Genomic DNA, 3,594 nt, shown 5'->3' with positions numbered 1-3,594 from the left:
CCGAACACGGTGGCTCCGGCGTCGGCGAGACGCTTGGCGGTGGCGGCGCCGAGGCCCGAGGCTGCTCCGGTGACCAGTGCGGCGGTTCCCTGAATATTCATGTTCGAGCCTTTCGCTGAGGGGACGTATGTCTCTACTTCTTCGGGACGCGGATAATCAGGGCGTCGCCCTGCCCGCCTCCACCACACAGGGCAGCAGCCCCGACACCACCGCCGCGGCGCTGCAACTCCAAAGCCAGATGCAGGGTGATCCGCGCCCCGGACATGCCCAGCGGATGGCCCAGTGCAATTGCTCCGCCATTGACGTTGACCCGCGCCGGATCCAACCCGAGCTCGCGCGTCGAGGCGATTCCCACCGCCGCGAAGGCCTCGTTGATCTCCACCAGGTCCAAATCTTCCGGAGAGATGTCCTCCCTCGCGCACGCCTTGGCGATCGCCCGTGCGGGCTGTGACTGCAAGGTCGAATCGGGACCTGCAACGACGCCGTGTGCCCCGATTTCGGCGATCCATGCCAGCCCGAGCTCCTGTGCTTTGGCCTTACTCATCACCACGACCGCGGCCGCACCATCGGAAATCTGTGACGCGGACCCGGCGGTGATTGTCCCGTCCACACTGAACGCCGGTCTCAGCTTCGCCAGCGACTCCACGGTGGTATCTGCGCGAATCCCCTCGTCCTGCGCGAGTTCCACCGCCCCTCCACGCCGCTGCGGAACTGCTACCGTCACCACTTCGTCGTCGAACCGCCCGTCTTTCCACGCCCGCGCCGCATTCTGATGCGACGCCGCCGCGAACGCGTCCTGCTCGGAGCGCGAGATTCGATGATCGGCCTCCCCGTTCTTCACCTCGGCCAGATTCCCCATCGGCTGATCTGTGAAGATGTCGTACAGCCCGTCGAATGCCATGGAATCGCGCATCGTCACGTCGCCGTACTTGAAGCCCACCCGCGATCGTTCCAGCAGATGCGGAACCTGTGACATGGACTCCTGGCCACCCGCGACGATCACCTCGAACTCCCCGGCACGGATCAACTGATCCGCCAACGCGATCGCGTCGATGCCCGACAAACAGACCTTGTTGACTGTCAGAGCCGGCACGTCCATCGGGATTCCGGCCGCGACCGCCGCCTGCCTGGCCGGAATCTGGCCGGCGCCTGCTGTGAGCACTTGACCCATGATCACGTACTCGACCAGCGCGGCGGGCACTCCAGATTTGTCCAGGGCTCCCCGAATCGCGACGCCACCGAGGTCGGAACCCGACAGATCCCGCAAAGCCCCCATAAACCGACCCATAGGGGTCCGGGCGCCGGCAACAATCACCGAAGTAGTCATCAGCTTTCCTAACTTGCCCACCGCGCCCACTCCAGAGGGGTGCCGGTGAACGCTAGACGGAATTCAATCGTGTGTGGCGAGGGCGCCCCTCGACAGACGGCGCGCAACGACGGGTAGATCGTGAACTAGACATGCCGCGGAAGCAAGTCCTTCACACCACGAACCACCGAGTTCGTTCCTGTGGCACGCCCACGTAAAGCGCAGTGCCACAGAGTAGTTCTTCACCGGAATCAGGCGCGGATCGGACAGCAGTGGCTCGTGGAGCGTCACCGAGAATTGACCATACAATAGTCGAGCGCGGCGAACGCAGAACGCACATTTCCGCGACAGGATTCCGACATTCGGTCACTTGAGGCGTCATGTCGAGCGGCCCCACATTGAGGTGAAGGTACACCGCGTGTGCGGCGATTCGATACCGACACTGCAGCCTGCCTGTCGCTGGAGGCCGCCGGCGATGCTCGAGGCGCACCGGTGGCTCGAATCGGGCGTCTCTGCGGTCATGTTGATCAGATTCGCGAGCTTGCTGATCAACGCCCAATACTGCCGAAATGTGTTGACATCTGGTCGGACCGCGACTGCGATGTTGGCAGTTCCAGGCGCACGTGTAAACTTTCCAATGAAACTACTTAGCAGTGAATAGTCCCGAGCTGATCAATTCAAGTGACAATGGGGTGTGGGATGGGCGTCGAAGCACCATCGATTCGGGACGTGGCTGGAGATGACGGCGTCGATCGCATCGAGCAGGCGTGGGTACGTGAACGGCCGGATATCAACGTCAGTTCAGTGGGCATCGTTTCGAGGATCTGGCGCATTGCGCGATACCTGGAACGCGAACGCAGTCAACGCCTGGTAGAGCTGGGAACCGATCCTGCGACACTCGACCTCTTGGCAATGCTGCGGCGCTCCGGCAAACCGTATCGGATGACGGCCGGGCAACTAACCGAGGCCGCGCTGATAACCCCGGCTGGAATTTCGAACCGCCTGGACAAACTCGAACGCAGCGGTCTGCTCAAACGGAGCTTTCACCCACAAGACCGTCGTCGAGTCGACGTGCAATTGACCAAAAAGGGAGTCCAACTCATCGACGAGGTCGCCTCCGACATCCTGGGCCACGAGTCGCAACTCCTCGCGTTTGTCACCGAAGACGATGATACGGAGCTTCGCAGGCTCCTCAAACTCCTCCTCGCCCACTTCGAGGACCCGGGCCGTGGCTAGCTGAGACCGGAAAGCCCGACGGCCGTCCACCAGTTGGCGGATTGCCGATGTGTCCGGGGTAAAGGCTCTCGAATCTGCGTGGACCTCGCGCTCTCGAAGTTGATGGTGCGAATCGAGTGGCTCTGCGCGGTACCAGTTTTCGTGACTGGTGGGCCGAGTGGAGCGCGCCGGCTACTGCGCATCGGTGACGTACGCGCTGCAGGCGTCCGAACTCTGGCCCGGGGGACGAACTTCTTCTCGCGATGGGCGTAATCACGCATGCTCACGAGGCGTGGCTCGATCGCCACGGCGGTTCGTCGCCCGTGAACTGATTTCATCCAGGAAGATCAGGTCCACCCACCCAGATTGTCCTTGCAGTGGCGCTCTCGCAAATCTCCCACCGCCCGGACGGCGACTCCCGGTGCTGTCGGCACGCCCGTCGACGCCTACGGACAGGACTGTGGTCCCCGCCGCACGCAGACACCCTTGCTCTCTGTACTTGGTCGTGCCGCTGCGCCCTGCCGACTTCACCGCAGGGGCTGCACCCCCGCTCCGCACAAACAGCCCCGGCCCCGACCTTTCCAAGTTCGTGGACGCGGGTTTGGAACTTCCTCGTGGCCTCCATATCGCAGCCACGAGTGCGCGCTGCCCCGCGCTGTCCCGAGACCTCTTCCGCGGATCCCGTCGCCTCGATCGGCGCATGCCCCCGGCGCCGTGATCGCGACGCGATCTCCAGCTCGCCATCGGCATTCGGCCTGACGACCAACTCGGGTGAGTGATCACCTCCGGCACCTCCACGCAGGGCGATCCTGCGAAAGACCGGCAGATAACTGCGCATGCAACTATTCACTGATGAAAAGAAATTTACCCAAACAATTGACTCATGAAAGAAATGTCAATACTATGCGGTGAGGCGGGCCACACTGCAACGAGATCTGGCTGTAGGCCTCGCGAAACCTCGGATTACTTCTCTCGACAGAAAGGTGCCCTTCATGAGCGGCCCCATGACCGGAATCAAGATCGTCGACCTGTGCTCGATGATGTCGGGCCCCTGGGCCACGGACATCCTCGGC

The 3,594-nt window shown here is 62.6% G+C and carries 3 protein-coding genes; 1 reads left to right on the top strand and 2 read right to left on the bottom strand.

Features of this window, described 5'->3' with window-relative positions; genetic code table 11:
* Both ACFWAY_RS53200 and ACFWAY_RS53195 read right to left on the bottom strand, forming a co-directional pair.
* The coding region (locus ACFWAY_RS53200) for an SDR family NAD(P)-dependent oxidoreductase (protein WP_378459255.1) at positions 1-101 on the bottom strand (101 nt) is incomplete at its 3' end.
* Between the two features lie 32 nt (positions 102-133).
* Positions 134-1,327 (bottom strand): acetyl-CoA C-acetyltransferase, encoded by a 1,194-nt coding sequence (locus tag ACFWAY_RS53195; RefSeq protein WP_378458931.1) that lies wholly within the window; start codon positions 1,325-1,327, stop codon positions 134-136.
* Between the two features lie 678 nt (positions 1,328-2,005).
* Here ACFWAY_RS53195 and ACFWAY_RS53190 point away from each other — a divergent pair.
* Positions 2,006-2,542, top strand: a complete 537-nt coding sequence (locus ACFWAY_RS53190) for a MarR family winged helix-turn-helix transcriptional regulator (protein ID WP_378458930.1) — start codon at positions 2,006-2,008, stop codon at positions 2,540-2,542.
* The last annotated feature ends 1,052 nt before the right edge of the window (positions 2,543-3,594 follow it).

The sequence above is a fragment of the Rhodococcus sp. NPDC059968 genome, assembly GCF_042738615.1.
In the GTDB taxonomy this organism is placed as follows: domain Bacteria; phylum Actinomycetota; class Actinomycetes; order Mycobacteriales; family Mycobacteriaceae; genus Rhodococcus_F.
Note: the sequence above shows the minus strand (reverse complement) of the source record. Positions and strands in the feature narration are given on the sequence as shown.